General features: G+C 57.2%; 23 protein-coding genes, 1 tRNA gene and 1 pseudogene. 11 read left to right on the forward strand and 14 right to left on the reverse strand.

Features of this window, described 5'->3' with window-relative positions; all coding sequences use genetic code 11:
* Positions 1-4: 4 nt before the first annotated feature.
* Positions 5-655, reverse strand: a complete 651-nt coding sequence (phnH, locus tag Q1B40_RS19590) for a phosphonate C-P lyase system protein PhnH (RefSeq protein ID WP_299818166.1) — start codon at positions 653-655, stop codon at positions 5-7.
* Positions 655-1,068: a phosphonate C-P lyase system protein PhnG gene (gene phnG, locus Q1B40_RS19595; protein WP_299819112.1), complete on the reverse strand. Its 414-nt coding sequence runs from the start codon at positions 1,066-1,068 to the stop codon at positions 655-657. The genes phnH and phnG overlap by 1 nt, the downstream gene beginning before the upstream one ends.
* 248 nt (positions 1,069-1,316) lie before the next feature.
* Between phnG and phnF the strand changes: the two genes are divergently transcribed.
* On the forward strand, positions 1,317-2,057 hold the full coding sequence (gene phnF / locus Q1B40_RS19600; protein ID WP_299818169.1) for a phosphonate metabolism transcriptional regulator PhnF: 741 nt from the start codon (positions 1,317-1,319) through the stop codon (positions 2,055-2,057).
* 177 nt (positions 2,058-2,234) lie between these two features.
* On the forward strand, positions 2,235-3,014 hold the full coding sequence (locus Q1B40_RS19605; RefSeq protein ID WP_299818172.1) for a hypothetical protein: 780 nt from the start codon (positions 2,235-2,237) through the stop codon (positions 3,012-3,014).
* A gap of 155 nt (positions 3,015-3,169) precedes the next feature.
* Here Q1B40_RS19605 and Q1B40_RS19610 read toward each other — a convergent pair whose 3' ends face one another.
* Positions 3,170-3,784: a TetR/AcrR family transcriptional regulator gene (locus tag Q1B40_RS19610; RefSeq protein ID WP_299818175.1), complete on the reverse strand. Its 615-nt coding sequence runs from the start codon at positions 3,782-3,784 to the stop codon at positions 3,170-3,172.
* A gap of 191 nt (positions 3,785-3,975) precedes the next feature.
* Here Q1B40_RS19610 and Q1B40_RS19615 point away from each other — a divergent pair, with 191 nt between their 5' ends.
* Positions 3,976-4,539: a carboxymuconolactone decarboxylase family protein gene (locus Q1B40_RS19615; protein ID WP_299818178.1), complete on the forward strand. Its 564-nt coding sequence runs from the start codon at positions 3,976-3,978 to the stop codon at positions 4,537-4,539.
* A gap of 152 nt (positions 4,540-4,691) precedes the next feature.
* On the opposite strand, the gene Q1B40_RS19620 is transcribed toward Q1B40_RS19615, so the two are convergent.
* Positions 4,692-6,257, reverse strand: a complete 1,566-nt coding sequence (locus tag Q1B40_RS19620) for a CYTH and CHAD domain-containing protein (RefSeq protein WP_299818181.1) — start codon at positions 6,255-6,257, stop codon at positions 4,692-4,694.
* A 122-nt stretch (positions 6,258-6,379) separates the two neighbouring features.
* Positions 6,380-6,913, reverse strand: a complete 534-nt coding sequence (locus tag Q1B40_RS19625; RefSeq protein ID WP_299818185.1) for a cupin domain-containing protein — start codon at positions 6,911-6,913, stop codon at positions 6,380-6,382.
* A 275-nt stretch (positions 6,914-7,188) separates the two neighbouring features.
* On the opposite strand from Q1B40_RS19625, the gene Q1B40_RS19630 reads away from it, so the two are divergent.
* The 3 genes and pseudogenes from Q1B40_RS19630 to Q1B40_RS19640 form a co-directional block, all read left to right on the forward strand.
* Positions 7,189-7,273, forward strand: a tRNA-Leu gene (locus tag Q1B40_RS19630).
* Between the two features lie 478 nt (positions 7,274-7,751).
* Positions 7,752-8,534, forward strand: coding sequence for an IS5 family transposase (locus Q1B40_RS19635; RefSeq protein ID WP_299818188.1), 783 nt, complete (start codon positions 7,752-7,754; stop codon positions 8,532-8,534).
* 43 nt (positions 8,535-8,577) lie between these two features.
* Positions 8,578-8,694: pseudogene (locus Q1B40_RS19640) on the forward strand (helix-turn-helix domain-containing protein); the annotation flags it as partial.
* Between the two features lie 13 nt (positions 8,695-8,707).
* Here the strand turns inward: Q1B40_RS19640 and Q1B40_RS19645 are convergent.
* From Q1B40_RS19645 to Q1B40_RS19660, 4 genes are read right to left on the reverse strand one after another with little or no spacing between them, the layout of a single operon-like run.
* A complete protein-coding gene (locus Q1B40_RS19645; RefSeq protein WP_299818191.1) occupies positions 8,708-9,577 on the reverse strand; it encodes a hypothetical protein in 870 nt (289 codons plus the stop codon).
* Positions 9,564-11,207 carry an AAA family ATPase gene (locus tag Q1B40_RS19650; RefSeq protein ID WP_299818194.1) on the reverse strand — a complete coding sequence of 548 codons (1,644 nt, stop codon included), beginning with the start codon at positions 11,205-11,207 and terminating at the stop codon, positions 9,564-9,566. Before Q1B40_RS19650 ends, Q1B40_RS19645 begins: the two co-directional genes overlap by 14 nt.
* A gap of 59 nt (positions 11,208-11,266) precedes the next feature.
* Entirely contained in the window at positions 11,267-12,331 is a 1,065-nt protein-coding gene (locus Q1B40_RS19655; RefSeq protein ID WP_299818197.1) for a macro domain-containing protein, read from the reverse strand.
* Positions 12,332-13,042 carry a DUF4433 domain-containing protein gene (locus tag Q1B40_RS19660; RefSeq protein WP_299818200.1) on the reverse strand — a complete coding sequence of 237 codons (711 nt, stop codon included), beginning with the start codon at positions 13,040-13,042 and terminating at the stop codon, positions 12,332-12,334.
* Between the two features lie 549 nt (positions 13,043-13,591).
* On the opposite strand from Q1B40_RS19660, the gene Q1B40_RS19665 reads away from it, so the two are divergent.
* From Q1B40_RS19665 to Q1B40_RS19680, 4 genes are read left to right on the forward strand one after another with little or no spacing between them, the layout of a single operon-like run.
* A complete protein-coding gene (locus tag Q1B40_RS19665; RefSeq protein ID WP_299818203.1) occupies positions 13,592-14,170 on the forward strand; it encodes a YqaA family protein in 579 nt (192 codons plus the stop codon).
* A gap of 15 nt (positions 14,171-14,185) precedes the next feature.
* A complete protein-coding gene (locus Q1B40_RS19670; protein WP_299818206.1) occupies positions 14,186-14,710 on the forward strand; it encodes a disulfide bond formation protein B in 525 nt (174 codons plus the stop codon).
* Entirely contained in the window at positions 14,707-15,015 is a 309-nt protein-coding gene (locus tag Q1B40_RS19675; protein WP_299818209.1) for a hypothetical protein, read from the forward strand. The genes Q1B40_RS19670 and Q1B40_RS19675 overlap by 4 nt, the downstream gene beginning before the upstream one ends.
* 30 nt (positions 15,016-15,045) lie before the next feature.
* Entirely contained in the window at positions 15,046-15,489 is a 444-nt protein-coding gene (locus tag Q1B40_RS19680; protein ID WP_299818212.1) for a metallopeptidase family protein, read from the forward strand.
* A gap of 18 nt (positions 15,490-15,507) precedes the next feature.
* On the opposite strand, the gene ppa is transcribed toward Q1B40_RS19680, so the two are convergent.
* Complete coding sequence (gene ppa / locus Q1B40_RS19685; protein WP_299818215.1) at positions 15,508-16,047, reverse strand: inorganic diphosphatase; 540 nt, start codon at positions 16,045-16,047, stop codon at positions 15,508-15,510.
* Between the two features lie 131 nt (positions 16,048-16,178).
* Here ppa and Q1B40_RS19690 point away from each other — a divergent pair, with 131 nt between their 5' ends.
* On the forward strand, positions 16,179-16,763 hold the full coding sequence (locus Q1B40_RS19690) for a hypothetical protein (protein ID WP_299818218.1): 585 nt from the start codon (positions 16,179-16,181) through the stop codon (positions 16,761-16,763).
* Between the two features lie 52 nt (positions 16,764-16,815).
* Here Q1B40_RS19690 and Q1B40_RS19695 read toward each other — a convergent pair whose 3' ends face one another.
* From Q1B40_RS19695 to Q1B40_RS19710, 4 genes are all read right to left on the reverse strand, one after another.
* On the reverse strand, positions 16,816-17,334 hold the full coding sequence (locus Q1B40_RS19695) for a GNAT family N-acetyltransferase (RefSeq protein ID WP_299818221.1): 519 nt from the start codon (positions 17,332-17,334) through the stop codon (positions 16,816-16,818).
* Positions 17,335-17,486: 152 nt separating this feature from the next.
* Positions 17,487-18,764 (reverse strand): hydroxymethylglutaryl-CoA reductase, degradative, encoded by a 1,278-nt coding sequence (locus Q1B40_RS19700; RefSeq protein ID WP_299818224.1) that lies wholly within the window; start codon positions 18,762-18,764, stop codon positions 17,487-17,489.
* 15 nt (positions 18,765-18,779) lie between these two features.
* Positions 18,780-20,093 carry a TRAP transporter large permease subunit gene (locus tag Q1B40_RS19705; protein WP_299818227.1) on the reverse strand — a complete coding sequence of 438 codons (1,314 nt, stop codon included), beginning with the start codon at positions 20,091-20,093 and terminating at the stop codon, positions 18,780-18,782.
* Entirely contained in the window at positions 20,090-20,596 is a 507-nt protein-coding gene (locus tag Q1B40_RS19710; protein ID WP_299818230.1) for a TRAP transporter small permease subunit, read from the reverse strand. The genes Q1B40_RS19705 and Q1B40_RS19710 overlap by 4 nt, the downstream gene beginning before the upstream one ends.
* Positions 20,597-20,666 lie beyond the last annotated feature (70 nt).

A 20,666-nucleotide genomic window follows, 5' to 3' on the forward strand; every position in this document is an offset into this window, starting at 1 on the left:
GGCGTCAGACCTCCGTCGGCAGGATGCGTGTGGACCGGGGGAGTGCGGCAATCCCCGCGGTGCCGGCAAAAATCAGGTCGATGCCGCGCGGGAACTGCCGGCTGTTGGCGGTAACCTGTTCCCAGAACACCGGTGGAACCGGGCCGACCGGAAACGTCGTGCTGTCCTGAATGCCGGGGCCTGTCAGGGTCACCGCCGGCGTTGCCGTCTGTGCCGCGGCAAAATCCTGACCGAGCAGGATGACGGTTGCCGAGCGGTCCGGATATTCGGCCGAGCCCTGGTTGAAGCTCGCCAGGGGGATCATCTGTCCCGGATTGGCGACCAGCGCGAAGGCGGCCTCCACAGGCTCGCTGACGATCGGCGCTCCGGTGTGAAAGCGCAGGAAGGCCTTGACCGCCTCGGACGTCATCAGCGGCTTGTCGAGCCAGACGGGTGTGTCGTAGTCGAAGAGGGTCAGCGCAAGCGCCGCCGCGACGGGCGTCAGTGGCGCGGGCGGCTTCAGGCCGGCAGTGTCCAGCGACTGCCGGGTGCCCGGACGGGCCATGGCGTTCATCACGGCCCGGAAACAGGCCTGGGCATCGTGAACCGGGTCATGAAACCCGGCGGCAAGCGGCGTCATCGCCTGCGAGTGTTGCGTTTCCTGCGTTGCGGTCATCAGTCGTCTCCCCGCACCATGGTGAAGAAGTCTACCTTCGTTGCCGCTGTTTCCTGCCGGACCGTCTCTTTGGCGGTTTGCTGCGCGGCGGCAAGCGGGGCGATGATGTCATTTTCGATCAGCGCGCGCGTTTCCAGGCGCTGCCAGAGGGCGTCGATCACCGCCGAATGCAATGCCTTCTTCTTGCTGCGGCCAAGGCTGTAGGCGCTGCCGGTCTCGCCGGTTTCCAGACGCACGACGCAGCGGGTCACGGTGATCTCGCCCAGATTGAACGGGCTGCCGGTGCCACCCATGCGGCCACGCACCATCACCAGCCCGGTTTCCGGCTGGCGGACGAGATCGAAGGAAGGCACGGCGAGGTTTTCATATTTCCCGGCAACGGCTTCCGGCGTGGCTGCGGCCAGTGTGGCCATGATCTTCTTCCGGACGCCGGAGGCATTTTCCGGGAATGCGTCAGGGACCTTTCCGGTCCGGTCTTTGACTGTGGTTTCGCTCATGAAGGGTGCCTTCTGAAGCTGGGCGGCTGTCCGGACCTCTGGAGTTCCGGGGACAACCGCCTGAAGGGGTCGTGATATTTTCAAAATCTCTAGTCTTGATTCGTCTATTTGTCTATACAAATAATCCGATTGACTCTTTGGTAGCGAACTTTGATGACGGATGCATGACGACCAACAGCACACTCGACCGCGGCGCGGGCATCGCCGTCTGGCGGCAGATCATGGAAACGCTCAAGGCCGAGATCGTCAGCGGTGTGTTTGAAAGAGGCAGCCGGCTGCCGCCGGAATCCGAGCTGGCCAGCAGATTTGGCGTCAACCGCCACACCGTACGCCGCGCCATCGCCGCGCTGACGGGTGAAGGCATCCTGCGCGCCGATCAGGGCCGGGGCACCTTCGTCGCCTCGACGCCGCTCACCTATCCGATCGGCCCACGGACGCGGTATTCGGAAATCGTCTCTGGCCAGGACCGGGCGCCGGACGGCCGCATCATCGGCTCGGCGACCGAGGAAGCCGACGGGCTGCTGGCCAACCGCCTCGACGTGCCGCTCGGCACGGTGCTGACCCGGGTGGAAGCCCTGCGGGTCGCCGACGGCGTGCCGATGATCATTGCCACAAGCTGGTTCGAGCAGGCGCGGGTGCCGAATTTCGTTGCCGACTACGCCGACAGCGGTTCCATCACCACGGCCCTGGCCCGCGCCGGGATCACCGATTACCGGCGCAAGGAAACCCGCATTACGGCTGACCTCGTCGAGGCGAGGGACGCCCGCCAGCTCGGCATGGCGCTGGGGCAGCCCGTCATGATCATGGAAAGCGTCAACCTCGACATGGAAGGCCGCCCGATACAGTACACGCGGGCACGGGTGGCGGCTGACCGGGTGCAGCTTGTGGTGAATGAGGCGGAGTGAGGGCGCCACCTACCTGCCAGTACAAGTTAGTGAAAGCGGTGAGCGATGTGCGCGGCCGGTGTCGAGGGGCCAGTTATTGAAAATTACCGTAGCGTTATATTGGCAATGCATAATCGACAGCGTATAAATTTCATCAGGGCGTGAAATCAGACTTGAAAAATACGGAAAGAGAGCAGGGTGAGGGACATCATCTCAAAGCTGCTGATTGCGGCTGGTCTCGCAGTCGGCTCCTGGTCAGCCGCGATTGCGCAGGATGCTTCCGGCGGAAATCCAACGTCTTTTCAGTCTGATCATGGCTGGAAATTCAATGCCGATATCTATGGATGGCTCCCCCAGATCAACCTTGAAACCATCAGGCGAGACGAAATGGAGCTGCCGCTCTGGCAGATCCTGCAGAACCTGAACTTCACTGCAATGGCGGGTCTTACGGCCCAGAACGGAAGATGGACCGGGTTTTCGGACTTCATTTACATGAACCTCCAGGGAACCCGCACGTCCACGGCCAATATCATCGGCCGGTCGGTGGAGACCGGTGTCGGCATCAAGATGCAGGCGTTGATCAACACGACTGCCGTCGGGTATTCCGTCCTGCAAACCGATAACACCGAACTCAAGGCATTTGCCGGTACGCGCTATCTTTGGCTCAAGTCCGACCTGAGTTTCAATATCGGTCGGGCCGGCGGCGAGGTTGTCGGCCAGGGGCATGTCTGGGACGGCATTGTCGGCCTTCGCGGCCAGACGAATTTCGCCGACCGGTATTTTGTCACCTATTATGGCGATGTCGGTACCGGACAAAGCGACCTGACCTGGCAGGCGCTCGGCGGCCTCGGCTACCGCTTCGACAGGTTCGACGCGGTCGTGGGGTGGCGCTATCTGGACTGGAATTTTTCCGATACCGCCAAAATGGACGATCTGACCGTCAATGGCCCCTTCGCGGGCATCAAGGTTCATTTCTGAGGGCTTTGGACATCACGCTGGGGTCCGGACTACCGGCGCCCGTCTGATCGTGCCTCCCGCCCGAAGGCGGCGCCCAGTCCCTCGGCGGCGTCATCCGCTCACACGGATGCCGACGCCTGACGCCCGCCAGGGCGGGAGGCCGTGCCCTTGCTCTTTCAGTGCTGATGCGTTCCGCCGCCAACCTGCAGGTTCTCCACATCCCGCGCCATGCTGGCGGCCAGGTCCTTCACGCCGGCAGGGTCGCCGCCGAGATGTGCCTCCACCCTGAGGGCGGTGATATTGGCCTGGTATCGGCGGGCGAGGCGGTCAGGGTCGGCGTCGGGAGGGAGTTCGCCGTTGTCCCGGGCCTTGCGGAAGAACCGGGCGAATTCGTCGCGCATGGCCTCGAAATAGGCGCGGGCCCTGTCGGAGACCGCGCCGTCGTCGTCGGTGGTGTCCAGAAGGGTCTTGACGATCATGCAGGCTCGGCCGTCGGACGTCTCGCCGGTCATGTTGCCGTGGCTTCTCAGGTGATCCGCCAGCCCGCCCAGAACGGTGCCTGCACCGGCCATCTGCTCCCGCAGGGCATGGCGGCCACTGAGGAAATAGCGCTCCAGGCTTGCCAGATAGAGCGCCTCCTTGCTCTTGAACGCGGCATAGATGCTGCCCGGCTTCATGGCCAGCGCAGCTTCCAGATCTTTCAGGGACGTGGCGTGATAGCCCTTGCGCCAGAACAGGTCCTGCGCCGCGTCCAGCGCTTTCTCGCGGTCATAGGGGTGAGCTCGTTTCATGGGAAAAAAATAGGGTCCTCCGCCCGGAATGTCCCGTCCGGAAATCGTGGGTCGGGCTCACATTTGAGTGATCGCTCAAGTAATCTATTGAGCAATCACTCAAACACACCTATCTGCTGATCGCAAGCCCGGCCTGCCGCCGGATACTTCTGGGGTTTCGGCCCCGGAGCAACTTAAAGGGATCAACAGACATGACCGACTTCACGCTTTACGACGAGACCAACGCTCCGGAAGAGTCCCGTCCGCTGCTGGCGAAATCCAAGGCAGCCTTTGGCATGGTGCCGGGGCTTCATGCGGTGATGGCCGAGGCGCCGGGTCTGCTGGAGGCCTATCAGCGCGTGCATGAGCTGTTTGCGAATTCGAGCTTCGACAAGGACGAGCTGACCGTGGTCTGGCAGACCGTGAACGTGGAGAACGCATGTCATTACTGCGTGCCCGCGCATACAGGCATCGCCAAGAGCATGAATGTCGACGATGCCATCACCGAGGCGCTGCGCAACAAGACGCCGCTGCCGACACCGCGCCTGGAAGCGCTGCGTGATTTCACCCTGAAACTCATTCGCTCCCATGGCAACCTGTCCGAGGGTGACGTGCAGGCTTTCCTGGATGCGGGTTTCACCAAGCGCAACATTCTGGAGGTGATCCTGGGTTACAGCCAGAAGATCATGTCCAACTACACCAACCATGTCGCCCACACGCCCGTGGATGCGCCTTTCCGGAAATTTGCCTGGGAACCCGCCGACAAGGCCGCCTGACGGCCGAACTTTCCGGGGCGGTTTTGTGGCCGCCCCGGAGCGGATGCTGCCGGGCGAAAGGGAAAAGGCCTCCGGCACATGGCTGGCCAGGCGGGAGAGATCGTCAGTGGCCTCGTTCTTCTGGCGCAGGCGTCCGGTTTCCTGCAGGGGCTTCAGGTCCAGAACTTCGGCGTTTCCCGCGTGGCGTCCCAATAGCCCCTGGCGTGCTGCCACATGGTCTGGCAGCGGCATTCGTGCCAGCCTATGACGAAGCCGACGGCCTGATGAGCCGCTTCCGCCTGCGGCCCGGAAGCGGTGCAGGTCTGCGGCAGCTTCTCGGCCATGGCGACGTCATTCAGATAACCGAAAATATCCTGAAGCCTCTTCATGCGCTTGAGGAACGGCTTGACCGTGCCCTTCGGATAGAGGCAGCCGAAGAATTCGACGCCGTAGCGCATCTTCTTCATGGCCTTGCGCATCTCATGGCGTTCTGGAATCGACAGATCCTCAATGCGGCTGCCGAATTTCAGAACCTTCTTCCACTGCCTGGCGAGGGCCTTGTCCGCGAATTTTTCGACCGGCTGCGCCAGCTTTTTCGTCTGTCTGAAATTCTCGGGGTCCAGCCAGCCACGGCCTTCCGTGTAGGCGGCCAGGTCGAGCAGGAAACCGTTCACTTCGGCTGATCTCAAATGCTTTACCAGCGTGTGGCGTGTGTCCTGGCTCCGGGTCGCGTTCAGGTTTTCAAGCAGCGCGTCGAAGGACAGGCTTTCCGGCGCCCTGGCGGCCAATGGCGCGACGATCTCTTCAATCAGCACGTCGAGGTCCCGCAAGGCGCCGGCTTCTGCGGCGATGGTCTGCGCCATATCATCCAGGGGGATCAGCGTCGCAGGATTGAGGATCGGTCTGAACAGCCGGAAGGCGCTGCGCAGCCGGCGCAGGCCGATGCGAAGCTGGTGCGGTCCTTCCGGGTCATCGGAAGACAGAACCACCAGCCGGTTTTCAGCAATCTGGGTAAGGCAGGAGCGCAGAACGTCCCGGAAAGCAAGCTCGGCGCTGATCCCGGAGGCGAATTCGACCGGCTCGGCGAAATAGGGGGCGCCCTCCGCTGCGGTGACGCCTTCGGCGAAGCGGTAGCCCCGTTCGGCTTTGCTGTAGGGGGAAAACCGGAATGGCGTATCCCTGAGCAAAGCCTTGGCCGCCTCGAAGACCGCAAGGCCCGGCCCGGATTTCAGCTCCATCTCCAGTTCGGTCAGCGGCTGGCTTCCCGCGCCCGCCAGGATGTTGCCGGTGTCGAGCGCCAGTTCGATCTGCGCGCCGTCGCTGTCGCGGGTCAGCTGACGGGTTGTCCGCTTCATCACCGTCTCGAAACACTCGCCAAGAGGGGCGTCGCCAATGATTTCCGCCAGTTTTTTCCGGACGTCGGCATCCTCTATGACCGAAAAATCCAGCGCCCGGGTGCTGACCGGATGTTCGGCTTCCACGGCGGTGGACAATCCGGCCATGACACCGGTGCCAATCTTGGCCGTCTGCACCCAGCTCCGGCCGGTCTTGCGCACCCGCAGGGAGATCTTCGCCTTGCGCAGCGCCTGGTCCGGCGTGTCGAAATAAATCGACTGCAAGGTCCTGGTGACCGGGCGTCCAGCGGTAAAGCCTTCAATGGTGCCGGCGCTTTTCAGCGCATCCTGCGCCGTCGGATCCAGTTCGAGCTTGAGCTCGATTTCACGTCCTGATTTGCTCATGCAAAATTTCTAGACAAGCCAAATGCACTTGTCCAGAAAAAGCGCACAATTTGCGCTTTTGTGAGCCGTCTAAGCGTTTCCGGCCGAGGCTTCGGCCGCCGTGCTTCCGGCGGTCCGGAGGCTCAGGTGAAGATGTTACGATGGATCTTGTTGATCAGCCGGCAGAGTTTGTGAAGGTAAGACGGCACGGACTTCTGGTTAAAGGCGACCTTGCGGATATAGGACGGGACTTCCCAGATCGCGGCGGAGCCGTCAGGGAATGAAAGCGTTGTGCCCGGCACCGCATGATATGTCACGCCGTCGTCATCGGTGATGAACGCTTCGCCTTCGAGGATGAGAATGGTTTCGTCGAAAAAATATTGCCAGCGGAACTTTCCGGAGGTGCAGGACCAGTGATCGACGGAGGTCCAGTTGTCTGCGATCCTGAAAAGATTATGGCACCGCGCTTGCGGGTTGCCCTCCAGGATCCAGCTCTGGTCGATGGGCGAGGGCTTGAGCGTGTCCTTGTTCAGATGCGAAAGGGAGAACAGGGTGGTTTCCGGCGCGGCGACTGCACCCGGGCCCATGGCGGGAGCCGCCTGTCCAAGCGGTTTTACGTTCGCAATACGCGCTGCGGTGGCCGTTCTTGCGGCCATCGAATTGTTGCGGAATACCATGATCTGTCGCTCCCCCACTGTCGGGACACTCTAGGAAGCGGTCTTTGACGGAGTCTTAAGCCAGGCTGAATCCTGCTCACCTGTTGGGAAAAATCGCGATTTGAATCGAGTCAGGGTAAACGGTGGGTTTGCAGAGCTGGTAAAATTGAAGGTATTGCCGCCTGCCGGGCGGGCGAGCGGGCGGGCCAGCAGATCCGCCGGATTGCCGGATCCGGCCGCTCTAACCGCTTGCATCGCTCAAATGCTCATGATAGGCACCCTTCCCGGTGCCGGTCGCCCCTCTGGCGGAATTGGTAGACGCGCGGGATTCAAAATCCCGTTTCTTCGGAAGTGCCGGTTCGATTCCGGCGGGGGGCACCACTTCAATATTTTTTTCAATAAATTCAGCTGCCCATGTTTCGAAATTGTCCCACTTTGAAGGGCGTTTCGAAAAAGTGGGACATTTCCACCTCGATGAGAGGATCCTCTAGAGGGTTGAATTTCGAGAGTTGCTAGCTGTTGTGAGATACCTAAAGTCAATTTTCTGGTGCAAAACTTAGGTCCTTTCATGAGAAGAGGACGCTGGAGCCTCTGCGTGTAAAGAGAATGAAGATGGGCAAAATTGTATTCATGCAATGCGTCCTCATTCCAGAAATCAGAGAAAATTATTATTTTCCAGCATGCTTGAGCACAAGCGCAGAGCGGTACACTACTCCTTTAGTAAGATTTTATTTTGACACGCTAAGTATACAACTATGCACTAGTCCGTGTGGACGAATTGACTCAGGTATAAGTTTTGGGATTCCGGATTTGATTTCAAAGTGATTCATTGGTTGCCGACGTGATTTGGAGGTCGGCGATGTGTACCAAGATGACAGAACGGGATTTCGAACTGGCACTGGAGGTTTTCCGGGCTTGCTTGCCACGGGTTGGCGCGAAGGCAAAGAATGACCGTCTGTTTCTCGAGGCACTGCATTATTTCACGCTTCACAACATCTCCTGGCGCGCTTTGCCCGAGCGGTTCGGCAACTGGAACAGCGTCTGGAAACGCTTCGACCGTCTTGGCAGGGCCGGTGTGTTCGAGGACTATTTTTCCATTCTGGCCGGGCTTGATGAAGGCGCGCATCTGATCGCCATGTTCGACAGTACCGTCATTCGCGCCCATGTCTCGGCGGCCGGCGCCAAAAGGGGGCAGGAAGGTCAAGCGCTCGGGCGTTCGCGCGGCGGGTTCGGAACAAAAATCCATCTGAAAACGGATCGGAACGGCCTGACGCTTGGCTTTGAACTGACCGGTGGCGAAGCCTCTGACAGCAAGCAGTTTACGGATCTCATGGAAACCGGCCCCGACATCAAGCACCGGGCCATCGTTGCCGACAAGGGCTATGACAGCAATGCCAATCGAGAGGCTGCGCGAAAGGCAGGGGCTGTCCCGGTCATTCCATACAAATCAAACCGGCGCGAGATTCCCAGGCACTTCGCCAAAGCGCTCTACCGCGGCCGCGCACGCATCGAACAAATGATGGGGAAGATCAAACGCTTTAAACGCGTCGCCCTGCGTTGCGAGAAAACCGCCAGAAACTTCCGGTCCATCGTCGCAATTGCCGCAGCCTTCATCTTGATCAAATCCGTCCACACGGCCTAGGGCGAAGGCAAAACATCCTGAGAAGTATAGGGGCCGCCCACAGGCGATTGATCCATCACGAGTCAGGGAGCTCAAAGAAGCTGGATTTGGCGCTTCCGAGATCGCAAAGCGTCTCGGGATTGGGCGGGCGAGCGTATACCGACTGCTTTCAGTGAGGTGAAACTGTGTGAGCTCTATTTTGCTCTATTATTTAGAATTCTGAGAATGGCCGTGCGTTTATAGTTGAGAAAGAGCCAGTCAGAAATCCTTTGTTCAGCAACAGAACGGTACAGAATAGCTTTCCAAGAGTTTACACCGTCATCTTCTGCCGCAGTGTTATACAAGTTGATTAAATATTCGTTGAACTGCTTGTTGTTGCTGCAGTAGTCGTCAAAAAGTGGCAGAGTCCTCCTAGGAGTGTCCCTTATTTTGGACCATTTTTTTGCAGCAAATTCTAAGAAGCTCGTCCTTAATAAGACATTCTTAACGTGAAAATCCAAGTTAATGTAATGCGGATTCGAAGTGTGGAGTAAGTATTGAATTTTAAATCTTGGTGGACGGGCGCTAGGGTCAAATTCAAGTCTTATAAGAGGTATAGATAATACGCTGTCGTAGAATGGATGAAGAACACGTGCTCCAGTGCAGTGATCTATTGTCCTATCCCCTCGCTTTTGGTTGCAATCGCAGGCAGGGACCAAGTTATACGGCAATAAAGCGTAATCAGAGTACTTCTTCTTTGGAAGAAAGTGATCCAGCGTTGTGGGAAAATAACCGCCACACATAGGGCAGGTCTCCCCTGCCTCAGAATTTCTTTGCTCTCCAATATAGGACAAGCAGTTAGGCGGATTATCGTATAGATAGACTAATTCGTCCTTTTCTTCTTTTGAATTTTTTGATTCAAAAATGATATTTGGGCTTCCAGAGCAGGAGTCATAATACTTTTCAATTCTTTCGGCGCGAAGAGAGAACTTTAGGAGCTTGGGATATGATTTCAACTTGCTATTCGTGCAAGCCTCTTTAATATAATCAGTTCTTGGGTCTATTGGTTTGTCAATATTCTTCATTTTTATTAACAAGTTTAGAAATCAAATCTTCAGAGGCGACCGAGCGGAGAATCTTCTCAATTGGCTCGCCGTGGTCATCAAAGCTTTCAGCATACTCTAAAGCCCGTCTGCGAGTTGTGGCCAATTCATCTTCCCCGAACACGAATAGCGAGAGCATTCCGATGTCGGCGCCGAATGTTTTCATGCGTGGCTTTTGTATTTCTACCCGTTTTTCAAATTCGTTTCGAATAATATGAACCATATTCTCTTCCACACATCGTACCACGTAAGCAGAGTGAGTAGCGATGACTGAGATTGATCCGGAAAGTTCGCAAATCTTATGCAGAGAGCCCATTAAAGCATCAATGTATTGAGGGTGTAGAAACACCTCTGGTTCGTCAAAGAGTAATAAAGATCCATTTTCAACACTTTCTGCCGAATAGGTGCAAAAACGTACATAGGCTTCTTCTCCAGAACTTAAGTCATCAGGGGTATCGTGAAAAATACCTTTCGTTGCATCTATATTTTCGACTAATTCTTCCGGAGTTGTTTCGACTATGTTTTCTGATTTTGTTTGGAAGATAAGACTGTCTGAATTAAAGTATGGCGTTTGGATGGAGAGAATATTTATTGGTCCATAGTGATTGTGTAGTATACAGATCGGCCTCTTTGAACCCGATTCTTTGAGAGACTGCTTTAGTATTTCAAAGCGGCTCTGATCAGCGATAAGTCTTCTATTGCTTATCAAATCAAGGATAATTTCGGCTACACTTGTGGACGATGTAGCGTCGTCGTGTGCAAGACTTAGCACCCTATAACCTGAGGTTCGGCGCTTCAGTGTCTGGATAGGAAAAATCTTCGAAGCTCGAGTTCCAGAATAAAAAGCGACAACTCTGCTTGGGTGAAAATTACCAGTCCAGCTTCCGAACGAACTATCAAGCGCCTGTTTTGCAATATGCCTTAACGTTTGACTTTTTCCGCAACCATTCTTTCCTATTAGAACTACGATGCGTCTGCCGAGATCGTGTGTGCGACCAAACTGGAAGAAAAAAGAATAGTCTCTTCCGTCTTCTATCTCAAAATGACACGTAAATTCAGGTTCGGCTGTATCTATCGCCCTTCTTTCGTTTTCTTTTATTATTTCAATGCCATTCTCTAAAAGAAAACGCTGCTCAGTGCTTCTAATTAAGTTCTTTTTTATTCTGTTGCGGTGTCTAAGATTCTTTAATTTGCTATTGTTTGGTCCGTATTCTTGTGTGACTATCAGGTCATTGATTGATAGAAGAAGTTCGATTGCTTGAGAGGTATCCATTTCTTCAAGCAAATTTCGATAGGTGTCCGCACGCGTTGCCATAGTGATAAAGGTAAACTTGAACTCAGCAGACTCGACCTCAACAAATGGGCGGTCAGCGAAGTTCTCATTAATTTGTTGAATGACATCAGAGAATTTCACTATTCCAGAACCACTTTTGGGTTCAAAATGAATGGTTAGCGGACCAAATTCATGTCGGCGCCTTCCAAAATAGGCATAGCAAGTCTGGTCGTCTCTAAGAATAATTAAAGTGTAATTTCGACCACGAAACTCATTCTCTGCATAGCCATAAATTTTGTCGCGACTCTCCGTAGAGATGAAAACCGAAGATTTAGCCATATTTATTTGTTAGTTCCTGTAACAAGAGCAGGATTTGAAGACTTCTTCGCCAAATATTTTTAGGTTTGTGAGTTTTCAGTTTGCTGATGAATGAGTCCATCAGCTTTCAGTCGATCCAACGCTGCCGTGACTGCTGCTCTCGGAAAACTGTCCCGCTTATGGTCGTTCCATGCCTCCAATGCTTCTGACATTTCTGGCTGGGTCGTAATGCCCTCGGATACAGATAGGAAGTGAACGCTCGACAGTAGCTCCATACCGTAGGGCGTTTCATAGCCATCGATCAGAAGTGAAAGCTTTGAGACTATGTGGCTTGTATCGATGCCTTTCGATTTCAAAAACTCGTCGGCAGCAGCATAAGTTGCTGGTGTTACGACTACGGTTTTTTCCTCGCTGCTATAACCATGGATATAGCGTTTGTTCTCCATCGCTTTGAAAGCGTTGTGCAGTGTTTCGGAGTATGGTCCGAACTGTTGTTTTGAGAACTTCAGCCCAAAGTCGCTCCCAAAGACCTGAAGGAAGTATGCAAGTTTTTGCGCGGTAAGGCGCGTGAGGTGGCCGCCGAAAAATTTCTCAAGTTCAGCAAACGCTACCATCATCGTTGCACGTCCCACAGTTAAATCATTAGGGACGGACACCTGCTCCGGTTTCATTGTGTCAGCCACGGGGGCAAACACGACGAACTTCACCTCAGGTAGTTCTGAAAGGCTCTGCTCGATAAGAGGTCTAACCTCCGACCAATCCAAACCACCATTGCCGCACCCCAGCGGCGGCAGTGCGACTGACTGGATTCCAAGCGCCCTGACTTGGCATACAAAATCTTTCAATCCATCCTGAACATATTCGATTTTGGATTTTGCTCGCCAATGCTGTTTGGTTGGAAAATTGATTAGGTATCGATGTTTTCCATCGCCGAGAAAGTCGTTGTTCTCAAAAACAAACATGCGCCCCGGCGAAATTTTGTTTTCGTCGCAGAGCTTTTTGTATGCCTTGAAGTTTTCTGGCCAGCGCCGTTTGAATTCCAACGCTACGCCTTTGCCCATCACACCAACGCAGTTGACTGTGTTCACAATCGCCTCGGTAGGCTCTTCGAACATGTCGCCGTTTTTATATTCGATGGTCATCATTCAAAAATAACATCCGGGTTTGACATACACAGGGATGTTTGCACCTGACTCGTTGATCCAGCCTTGAACGGTTGCAAGGTGTGCGTCGTTTTTCAGTATGATGCACAAAACCTCATCCATACTCAAATAGTCCTTCACCATAAACTCTGCCATGCGACGTTTGCTGCGCATCTGGTGCTCTACCGGTTCATCGCGGTCGTGTTGCCATTTGCATACGCCGGTGTAGCCAATCTCTGTGATGATGGCTTTCTTTGGCGTATCGTCAAAAAGTGTCCACTGGATGTGTGTCGAGAGTTTTTCTGGCTGATTTTCGTAGACCGGCGGGATGCCAGAATTACAGGCGATATCAGTAAACCAGCAGGTGCGCCCGCCTTCAAAAAGAGTCGCAGGTTTCACGACAAGATATGCGACATCTTGCATCTGTGCAGTCCCAAGATCCTTACCTTCGGGATCTATCAGCCGAACATTTCCAGCGTGGATCGTGTAAGCCATTTTTGTGACCGGCGAGAAATAGAAAGGCACAAAATCATTGACGTTCGAATTGCATGGTGTCGTGAACAGAGCTGTTCCGCGACGTTGTACAATGTCGTTGAATGATATCCGAAAGCCGGGCTGCATATCTTTATGATTTTTGGCAAAAGCCCTGCCATCCGCGAGATATCTCTGCAGATTTTGAAAATACGTCATTCTAAAAAGAAAACGGTCGGGCACAGCCAAATATCGCCTTTGATCTTAGATGCTATCCGGTAGCATCAACGAAAAATTGTGTCTACGCTTCCGACCTCCGCTTGACTACAGATGCAGCTAAGTCGCTGAATCATTTGACTTTTGCCAAATTACGCTTATTTTCAGACGGGATTTGGCAAAAATGAATGATATCAATAGGTTGTATTGTGTTCGGGGTCATGGATGGCAATAGGCTGTTTTGGCGTCATATCACTTTGGCTGCGCTGGTGAATTTCCAACGAAATCGCTCAAATCGGTGGGACACTGATCCCGAAAAATAGCGGAAACAGTGGGACAATTTCCTGTCCCACTTTGAGCTAAGTCCTTGTATTAATTAAATGCGCGTGGTCCGGCGGGGGGCACCATTATTCCGGCGCTATCGCCCTTCGGGCTACTTGAGCGCTGGGTTTCGCGCCACTGCCCTCCGGGCAGTTCGAGCGCGCGAATGACCAAAACCGGCTCAATTCCAGCTCCATGTTCCTTTCAGAAAATCGTCAGGTGACTTTTTCCGCCGCGCCCGCTATGGGAAGCGCCATGATCAGACGTCTTTATGACTGGACCTTGTCCCTTGCCGCCGGACCGCGTGCGCCTGTTGCGCTGGGGTCGGTCTCCTTTATCGAAAGCTCGGTGTTTCCGATCCCGCCGGATCTCCTGCTGATCCCCATGGTGATCGCGCGGCGGGAGCGGGCGTGGTGGTATGCCGCCCTGTGCACCCTCACGTCGGTTCTGGGCGGTATTCTGGGCTATCTGATCGGCATGTTCCTGTTCGAGCAGGTGGCCGTGCCGGTGCTGACCTTCTACGGCAAGATGGACTGGCTGAGCGAATTCACGGCGGTCTTCAACCAGTATGGCTGGTGGTTCGTGTTTATCGCCGGGCTGACACCGTTTCCCTACAAGGTGATCACCATCGCCTCCGGGGTCGCCGGGCTCAGCCTGCCGGTGTTCATCTTCGCCAGCATCGTCTCGCGGGGACTGCGGTTTTTCGCCGTCGCCGCGTTGCTGTATCTGTTCGGCCCGCCCATCAAGACCTTCATCGAAAAGCGCCTCGGTCTCATGTTCACCTTGTTCGTGGTGCTGCTGGTCGGCGGGTTCATACTGCTTCGCTATATCTGAATTCAGGAGGGCACGATGTCCGCAGAGCGACTGGCGAGAAACTTGACGGGACTGGCGCTGATCGGCGGACTGGCGGTTATTTCGACGGCCTGGGGTTTTCAGCTGATCGGTGGCTATGTGCCCTGCAAACTCTGCCTGGAACAGCGGTTTCCCTTTTATGCCGGCCTGCCCCTGCTGGCCGTGGCGTTGACGCTGATGGGCCGGGAGAAGCGGGGGCTTGCGATGCTGCTCCTGCTGGCGGCTACGGCGGTGTTCGCCTATGGCGCGGGTCTCGGGGCCTATCAGGCCGGAGCGGAGTGGCAGTTCTGGGCGGGTCCCAGCGATTGCGGCGGCGGCAGCGCGGCTCCGGCGAAGGCCGCCGACATGCTGCAGGCGCTGCAGTCCACACGGGTGGTCAGTTGCACGGAAGCCAGCTGGCGGATGTTCGGTCTGTCCTTCGCGGGCTGGAATGCCGTCGCCTCTGGCGGGATTGCCCTGCTTGCGCTGATTTCGGCCGCGCTGTTGAAACGGCGCCCGAACAGGGTAAGTGTAGGGGCATGAGCGGATCAGAGCATCACAACGACGGGCACATGAAAGACGGGCGTACGAAAGAAAAGCACCCGAAAGAAAAGCAGCGCGAAGAGGCGCTGCGGGTGCTGGACCGGGTCGAGGCGGAAAGCGAAACCATCGGCGGGTCGACGTTCGTGCGCATGGCCGACCGGGCCAGGAACCACATGAGCGCCGCCGACAAGGACGCGGACGACCTGGTCGAGGTCTGGGCGACGCGGGTCGGGCGCGGCCTGGGACTTGTTTTCGCGATAGGTCTGGCCGTTTATCTTTTTGTTACTTACGTATTAGGCCGATAACGACAAGTTTGAGCGGCCAGAGGAATGAGTATGGCGTCGATCCATCCGGTCAGCCGGAGTGACTGGTCCGAGCTGAAGGCTCCCGACCTTGGTGATTTCGAAGCCATGGCGAGTGAAACGCTTGCCGGCCTTCCGGATGACCTTCTGCTGCGCTGCGGGCATGTCCAGATCAACATGGCGGAATATGCGCCGGACGACGTTCTCGATGCGCTGTCCATCGAGGACCCGCATGATCTTCTGGGACTGTTTGAAGGAAACGGCCTGATCGACGGCGACGATGCGGCCGGGACCGGCCGGCTGCCCAACCGGATCTGGCTTTTCAGAAGGCCCATCCTGGATTACTGGGCGGCCATGGACGAGACGTTGGGAGATGTCGTCGCCCATGTGCTGATCCATGAGATCGGCCACCATTTCGGGCTTTCTGATCAGGACATGGAACGCATCGAGGCCGCTGCGGATTGCGGCCTCGACTGAACTCTCGAAAAAGGCGCCTTATTCGGCGCCTTCCATGCGGGCGCGTTCGATCGACTCGGTGATCATCCGCTTGGCCGCTTCGGTTCCCTCGACACCGGTGATCTTCACCCATTTGCCGGGCTCGAGATCCTTGTAGTGCTCGAAGAAGTGCCTGACCTGGGCCATGGTGATGTCCGGCAGGTCGGAGATGTCGTTGATGTTGTCGTAGCGCTTGCTGAGCTTGTGAGTCGGCACGGCGATGATCTTCTCGTCCTGGCCGGACTCGTCTTCCATCAGGAGCACACCGATCGGGCGGCAGTTCATGATCGCACCCGGCACGACCGGCCGCTGGTTGACGACGATCACGTCGATCGGGTCGCCATCGCCGCACAGGGTGTGCGGTACGAAGCCGTAATTGCCCGGATAGCGCATCGGGGTGTAGAGAAAGCGGTCGACGTACATCGCCCCGGCTTCCTTATCCATTTCGTATTTGATCGGTTCGCCGCCAACGGACACCTCGATGATGACGTTGACGTCTTCCGGCGGGTTCTTGCCAATCGGCACGGCGTCGATACGCATTGCACACTCCTGTTTTTCGTTGCAGGGTCTATCGCAATCCCGCCGGAGAAGTTCAAGTCCTTTATTTTGCATTGCACCCAAAGGATGACTGTAGCTTTCTCCGGCAAGCCAATTCGTCCGGAGGAGTACAGATGCTGCAGTTCGCCTTTAAACTGGTGGGAGCTTTGGCTCTCGTCGTCCTTGCCACGGCCCTTCCCGTGGCGCCTGAAGCAGTTGCGGCAGGTATCACCAGCGACTATACCAAGATCCGGCTTGAGGCCTGCAAGCAAATCGCCGCGGCCGACACGGAAGAGGGCACTTTCGGCGGTGCCTGGCAATGCGCCGGATACAAGGGCCTGCCGGTCTATGTTGCAGAAGGCGACCTGCGCATGTTCGTCTCCTTCGGACCGACCGCGGAGGACGAGCCGGCCGCCGGGCAAACACTGCCGAATTTCAACACCGTCAACGAGACGCTCGAGTGGCGGCTGCGCGACGGCGTGCCTTTCGCGACCATCCTGCGGTGGTTTCCGAGTGTGGATGACAGCGGCAAGACCGGCAGCGTGCTGATCGTCACCCAGCTTCTTCCCGGCGGAGGCACCTGCCAGATCGCGCGGGTCGACGCGCAGGCCAACAAGAACGCCAATGTCCTGGCCCGTCAGGCGGCGGACAGCATGGCCGGGTCTTTCGATTGTTCCAATCCGCCGGTTATCATCGGAGCTCCGGGCATTCTCTACTGAGGCCCGGCCGGATCAGCCCCGAAACGTATCGTCGCTTCGGAAATCGTTGGTTTCAGGTCTTCTTTTCCGGCCAGGCGTAGATGGACAATTCCATACGTTTGCCGCCCAGACGGTACCAGGATTTCGCTGCCAGTCTTCCGCCGAGTGCGTTGTAAAACGCACGGGCGGGCCGATTGTCGCTGAGGACCTGAACCGCGAGGCCTGAGAGGTTTTTCGCGGACAGCGTCTCCCTGACATTTCCGAACAGGGTTCGACCGAAGCCCAGGCCCTGATATTCGGGCTTCAGGTAGAGTTCGTATATCTCGCCCTCCATGCCGGTATCGCGCAGGCGGCAAGAGCCGTAGGTCGCGTAGCCGGCCGGGACGTCGGCAATGCTGAGGATCTTGATGTCCACACCGCGCGCAAGGGCGCCGTGCCACCAGCTTGTGCCCCGGCGGGAGACCATCTTCTGCAGGTCGACGCCATGCAGCACGCCGCGATAGGCGCCGAGCCAGGCTTCGCAGTGAATGCCGGCTAGCGCCTCGCAATCCGCGGTCCGGGCCGCGCGCAGATCGATCAGGTCCGTTGTCATCCTGCAAAAAGGATACAACAAGCAACCAATTGGAAAAGAGGCAATCTCATCCAAAGCAGAGAAAATCGGCGGCTGCCGGGCCGGGCACAAGTCTGAAATGCGCACTCAGGGCCACGGCCTCGGCAATTTTACGGAAGAGTTTGCCCTCTCCGTCAGGCTTCGCTGCGCAGACGCGCCAGAATGCCTTCGGCGAGGTCCTGACGTACCTTGCCGAGCGCCTTCAACTCCTCCGCCACCTTGTCGATTTCCGCGCCGACGGCACCGACCATCAGGGCGACGTTCTGGGCATGCAGGGCCATGTGGCCTTTCTGGATACCGGTGGTCGCCAGGGCGCGCATAGCTCCGAAGTTCTGGGCAAGGCCGACGGAAACGATGATGCGGGCCAGTTCATCGGCGGTCTTGACGCCGAGGATCTTCAGGTTGGCCTGCGCCGTCGGGTGGATCTTCGTGGCGCCGCCGATCAGCCCGACCGCCAGCGGCATTTCAAGGATGCCGACGAGATTGCCGTCGCCGTCCTTTTCCCAGCGGGTCATGGAGCGGTACCAGCCGTCCTTTGCCGCATAGGCGTGGGCGCCCGCCTCGATGGCGCGGGTGTCGTTGCCCGTCGCCAGCACCACCGCGCTGATGCCGTTCATGATGCCCTTGTTGTGGGTGGCGGCCCGATAGGGGTCGGCATCGGCGAAATGATAGGCCGACAGCATGTCGTCACGCACCTGCTCGCCGCCGATTTCCTCGACCGGCCAGACAGCGCGTACGCGGGCGAGACGGCGGTCGGCCAGATTGGTCAGGATGCGCAGCAGGCTGCGGGCGCCGGTCCATTCCTCCAGCTTCGGGGCCAGGGCCTCCGCCATGCTGTTGACGGCGTTGGCGCCCATGGCGTCGCGGGTGTCGACAATGATGTGCACCACGGTCATCGGGCCTTCGGCCGTGTCGATCACGCGAATGTCGAGATCCCGGAACCCGCCGCCGAATTTCAGCAGGAGCGGATCGGTCTCGTCGCAGATCGCCTTGATTTCGCCGATGCGTTCCAGAACCTTCAGGCGGACGTTTTCCGGATCGCTGGCGCCCAGTAGCTGGATCTGGGCGGCCATCACAGGGCCGCTTGTGGAGGTCCTGAAACCGCCGGTGGACCGGCAGCGCTTGGCGGAATTGCAGACCGCGGCAATGACGGAGGATTCTTCCGTCGCCATCGGCACCAGCACGTCCCGTCCGTCGACGGTGACGTTGGTGGCAATCCCGACCGGAATGGCCATGCTGGTGATGGCATTTTCGACAAGGCGGTCGGCTAGCTCTATCTGGCCGGAGGCGGCATCCGCGAGAACGGCGACGGCTTCGTTGCCGAGCTTCGCCTGGCGCGCCACGGCCTGGAGCCGGGCATCCGGAGCCATTTTGTGAAAGCCTTCAATTCGGGACGATGTGTCGTCGCTCATCGGATGTCCTGCATGTTAGTTGATCATTGAATTGGGAAGCCACAGCACCAGCTCCGGGAAGAGAGCGCAGATGAAGATGCCGAGGGCCTGGAGAAGGATGAAGGGAATGATGGCCCGGTAGACGGTCCCCATGCCGATCCCGGCCGGGAGAACGCCTTTCATGTAGAAGAGCGTGTAGCCGAAGGGCGGCGAGATATAGGCCATCTGGGCGGAGACCAGGAAGAGGATGCCGAACCAGAGCCGGTCGAAACCGAGGAAGTCGATCACCGGCAGGAAAACCGGTACGCACAGAAGAATGATGCCGATCTCGTCCAGGAACATGCCGAGCAGGAAGAGAATTCCCAGCATTACCGCCAGTACGACCCAGCGGTTGGCGTCCAGGTTCTGGATGAAGTCCAGCAGGAAATCGGCGCCGCCGGTTCCGGTGAAGATCGCCACGAATGCCCTTGCGCCGATGGTGATCCAGAGGATCATCGCCGTGACTTTCACAACGTCGAGCGCGACGCCGGAGACGAGTTCCCAGCCGAGGCGCCGCTCGACCAGGGCCGAGATGAAGGCGAGGAACACGCCGACCGCGGCAGCTTCCGTCGGTGTGGCGATGCCCATGTAGATCGTGCCGAGAACGCCGACGATGATCAGCAGCGGCAGAACCAGGGATTTCAGCGAGGCAATCCGTTCGTCCCACGTGGCGGCCTCGTCGGCGTCCGGACGCGGCGCGACGGAAGGATTGAACGTGGCGCGCAGGACGATGTAGCCGATATAGAGCGAAGCCAGCAGCAGGCCGGGAACGACGCCGGCGATGAACATCTGGCCGATGGAGGCCTGCGCGGTGACCGCATAAACGATGGTGATGACCGACGGGGGAATGAGAATGCCCAGAGTTCCGCCGGCGCAGATCGTGCCGATCGCCAGTTCGGGACTGTATTTGCGCTTCAGCATGGAAGGCAGCGCCAGCATGCCCATTGCCGCGACGGCGGCGCCTACGATGCCGGTCATGGCGGCGATGATGGTGCAGATGACAATGGTACCGACCGCCAGTCCGCCCGGAAGGCGGCGCGACCACAGTTCCATTGCCCGGTAAAGGCTTTCAATAACGCCGGAGCGCTGCAGCGTGCTGGCCATCATGACGTAGAGCGGTATGGCGAGCAGCGCCTCCGAAGTCATGGTGGAATAGAGATTGAGGATCGTCACCGACAGGGCGGCGGAGCCCCACAAGAGCAAGGTGAAGAGCAGGGCCAGAGCGCCGAGCGTGAAGGCGAGCGGGACACCGGTCAGAAGCAGGCCGATGAGGCTTGCGAACATGATGGCAAGAACGAATTCGGAGCTCATGCGTCCGCTCCGATCTCATTTTCGGAGAAAAACACTGCCTGGAGGATCTCTGCGATCGCCTGGGCGAAAAGCATGGCGAACGACAGCGGGACGACGAATTTCAGCCACCAGATCGGCGGGTTCCAGGCGGAAAAGCTCGTTTCGGCCATGCCGAAGGAATTCATGGCCAGCGGCCAGCTCACCATGGCGAAGACGCCAGCGAAGATGGCAACGACAAGATAGGAAAACACCTCTGAGGCGATTTTCGCTCTGCCGTGCAGTTTCTCGCTGAAAATGTCGACGGCGACATGGCCCTTGAGATGCAGCAGGTAGGGGCCTGCAAACAGGAAGTGGGGACCGAAGACAAGCGTGCTGGCCTCCATCGCCCAGACCGTGGGGGAATCGAACGCGTAGCGGGCGACGACCTCGAAGAGCAGCATGGGAACCACGGCGAAAATCAGCGCGGCGGCTGCGAGGAAAAGCACCCGGTTGATACCGGTGATGAGTGAACAGATCTGTTTCATGAAGCTGCGGAGCCAGGATAAAAGCTGCCGGACGGCGACCGGTGCCGAAGCACCGATCGCCGCCCTGCGG

The sequence above is a fragment of the uncultured Roseibium sp. genome, assembly GCF_947496995.1.
GTDB lineage: Bacteria > Pseudomonadota > Alphaproteobacteria > Rhizobiales > Stappiaceae > Roseibium.

Coding starts and splice junctions, on each gene's coding strand:
- phnF (WP_299818169.1), top strand. CDS start 1,317: ATGACGACCAACAGCACACTCGACCGCGGCGCGGGCATCGCCGTCTGG.
- Q1B40_RS19645 (WP_299818191.1), bottom strand. CDS start 9,577: ATGAAGAATATTGACAAACCAATAGACCCAAGAACTGATTATATTAAA.
- Q1B40_RS19665 (WP_299818203.1), top strand. CDS start 13,592: ATGATCAGACGTCTTTATGACTGGACCTTGTCCCTTGCCGCCGGACCG.
- Q1B40_RS19655 (WP_299818197.1), bottom strand. CDS start 12,331: ATGATGACCATCGAATATAAAAACGGCGACATGTTCGAAGAGCCTACC.
- Q1B40_RS19700 (WP_299818224.1), bottom strand. CDS start 18,764: ATGAGCGACGACACATCGTCCCGAATTGAAGGCTTTCACAAAATGGCT.
- Q1B40_RS19635 (WP_299818188.1), top strand. CDS start 7,752: ATGTGTACCAAGATGACAGAACGGGATTTCGAACTGGCACTGGAGGTT.
- phnG (WP_299819112.1), bottom strand. CDS start 1,068: ATGGCCACACTGGCCGCAGCCACGCCGGAAGCCGTTGCCGGGAAATAT.
- Q1B40_RS19675 (WP_299818209.1), top strand. CDS start 14,707: ATGAGCGGATCAGAGCATCACAACGACGGGCACATGAAAGACGGGCGT.
- Q1B40_RS19650 (WP_299818194.1), bottom strand. CDS start 11,207: ATGGCTAAATCTTCGGTTTTCATCTCTACGGAGAGTCGCGACAAAATT.
- Q1B40_RS19620 (WP_299818181.1), bottom strand. CDS start 6,257: ATGAGCAAATCAGGACGTGAAATCGAGCTCAAGCTCGAACTGGATCCG.
- Q1B40_RS19710 (WP_299818230.1), bottom strand. CDS start 20,596: ATGAAACAGATCTGTTCACTCATCACCGGTATCAACCGGGTGCTTTTC.
- Q1B40_RS19705 (WP_299818227.1), bottom strand. CDS start 20,093: ATGAGCTCCGAATTCGTTCTTGCCATCATGTTCGCAAGCCTCATCGGC.
- Q1B40_RS19610 (WP_299818175.1), bottom strand. CDS start 3,784: ATGAAACGAGCTCACCCCTATGACCGCGAGAAAGCGCTGGACGCGGCG.
- ppa (WP_299818215.1), bottom strand. CDS start 16,047: ATGCGTATCGACGCCGTGCCGATTGGCAAGAACCCGCCGGAAGACGTC.
- Q1B40_RS19615 (WP_299818178.1), top strand. CDS start 3,976: ATGACCGACTTCACGCTTTACGACGAGACCAACGCTCCGGAAGAGTCC.
- phnH (WP_299818166.1), bottom strand. CDS start 655: ATGACCGCAACGCAGGAAACGCAACACTCGCAGGCGATGACGCCGCTT.
- Q1B40_RS19695 (WP_299818221.1), bottom strand. CDS start 17,334: ATGACAACGGACCTGATCGATCTGCGCGCGGCCCGGACCGCGGATTGC.
- Q1B40_RS19690 (WP_299818218.1), top strand. CDS start 16,179: ATGCTGCAGTTCGCCTTTAAACTGGTGGGAGCTTTGGCTCTCGTCGTC.
- Q1B40_RS19680 (WP_299818212.1), top strand. CDS start 15,046: ATGGCGTCGATCCATCCGGTCAGCCGGAGTGACTGGTCCGAGCTGAAG.
- Q1B40_RS19670 (WP_299818206.1), top strand. CDS start 14,186: ATGTCCGCAGAGCGACTGGCGAGAAACTTGACGGGACTGGCGCTGATC.
- Q1B40_RS19625 (WP_299818185.1), bottom strand. CDS start 6,913: ATGGTATTCCGCAACAATTCGATGGCCGCAAGAACGGCCACCGCAGCG.